1 protein-coding gene is annotated in these 1925 nt (G+C 63.6%); it reads right to left on the bottom strand.

The genetic code is table 11. The features are described 5' to 3' along the window. Positions 1-140: 140 nt before the first annotated feature. Positions 141-1916, bottom strand: coding sequence for a sulfoacetaldehyde acetyltransferase (gene xsc / locus ACR0M3_RS20005; RefSeq protein ID WP_209508319.1), 1776 nt, complete (start codon positions 1914-1916; stop codon positions 141-143). Positions 1917-1925: the final 9 nt, after the last annotated feature.

The following is a 1925-nucleotide window of genomic DNA, read 5'->3' as shown; positions in this document are numbered from 1 at the left end:
CCCTCTGCGCGTTGATGGCCCCTTTTGTGATGCGGGGGTCGTTGCCTTCGCTGAGGGCGATTATGGGACGGGTGGCCGGAGCGTTTTGCCGCAACAGCTCGACGGGTGTCAGGGTCATGTGCTCCGGCCTCGTCCTGGGGTTATGCGCCCTGCGCCTTCATGTCATCGGCGCTGATGCCGGCGACTGCGACGGGTTTTTTCATCGCGTCGCGGCGGAAAGGCTCGCCAAGCTCCTGGTTGATCAGGGCCTCGATCAGCGTGGTGATGCCGTTCTTCTGGTCCTCGATCGCCTGGTTCAGCGCCGCGGTCAGCTCGTCCTGGGTGCGGGCGACAACGCCTTTCAGGCCACAGGCCTGCGCGATACCGGCATAAGACACCTTGGTGTCCAGCTCGGTGCCCACGAAGTTGTCGTCGAACCACAGGGTCGAGTTGCGCTTTTCCGCGCCCCACTGGTAGTTGCGGAACACGATCTGGGTCACGGCGGGCCATTCCTCGCGGCCAATCGCGGTCAGTTCGTTCACCGCGATGCCAAAGGCGCCGTCACCGGCAAAGCCCACAACCGGAACATCCGGGCAGCCGATCTTGGCACCAACGACGGCGGGCAGGCCATAGCCGCAGGGGCCGAACAGGCCCGGCGCCAGGTATTTGCGACCCTCTTCAAACGACGGATAGGCGTTGCCGATGGCGCAGTTGTTGCCAATGTCCGAGCTGATGATCGCCTCTTTCGGCAGCGCCGCCTGAATGGCGCGCCACGCCATGCGCGGGCTCATCCAGTCGGGCTTGGCCGCGCGGGCGCGCTGGTTCCAGGTGGTGCCCGGATCGTCATCCTCATGGGTCATCGAGGTCAGTTCCTGCGCCCAGGCCGATTTCTTCTGCGCGATGCGCTCTTTGCGCTCCTTGCGGCCTTCGTCACCGGCGGTGTCGCTCAGCTGGGCCAGAATGCCCTTTGCCACCTTGGCGGCGTCGCCGATGATGCCGACGCTGACCGCTTTGGTCAGGCCGATACGGTCAGGGTTGATGTCAACCTGGATGATCTTGGCATCCGCGGGCCAGTAGTTGATGCCATAGCCCGGCAGGGTCGAGAACGGGTTCAGACGGGTGCCGAGGCACAGGACAACATCCGCCTCGCTGATCAGCTCCATCCCCGCTTTCGAACCGTTATAGCCCAGCGGACCGGCAAACAGCGGGTGGCTGCCCGGGAAGGCGTCATTGTGCTGGTAGCCGACGCAGACCGGCGCATCCAGGCGCTCGGCCAGCGCTTTCGACGCCTCGATGCCGCCTTCGGCCAGAACCACACCGGCGCCGTTCAGAATGACAGGGTTTCTGGCGTTCGACAGCAGCTCGGCCGCCTGGGCCACGGCGGTTTCGCCACCCGAGGGGCGCTCGAACTCGACAATGGCGGGCAGGTCGATATCGACAACCTGGGTCCACATGTCGCGCGGGATGTTCAGCTGGGCCGGGGCGCTGGCGCGCTTGGCCTGCATGATCACACGGTTCAGAACCTCGCAGACGCGGGTCGGGTCGCGGACCTCTTCCTGATAGGCGACCATGTCCTCGAACAGCTTCATCTGCTCGACTTCCTGAAAGCCCCCCTGACCGATCGTCTTGTTGGCCGCCTGCGGGGTCACCAGCAGAAGCGGGGTGTGGTTCCAGTAGGCGGTCTTGACGGCGGTCACAAAGTTGGTGATGCCCGGGCCGTTCTGCGCGATCATCATCGACATCTTGCCGGTCGCCCGGGTGTAGCCATCCGCCATCATCCCCGCGCTGCCCTCATGCGCACAGTCCCAGAACATGATCCCAGCCTTCGGAAACAGATCCGAAATCGGCATCATCGCAGAGCCAATGATCCCAAACGCATGTTCAATACCATGCATCTGCAAAACCTTAACAAAGGCCTCTTCCGTCGTCATCTTCATAGGGGTGTT

This window comes from Ruegeria sp. O5, from assembly GCF_056535105.1.
This window is presented reverse-complemented; position numbering and strand designations above follow the sequence as displayed.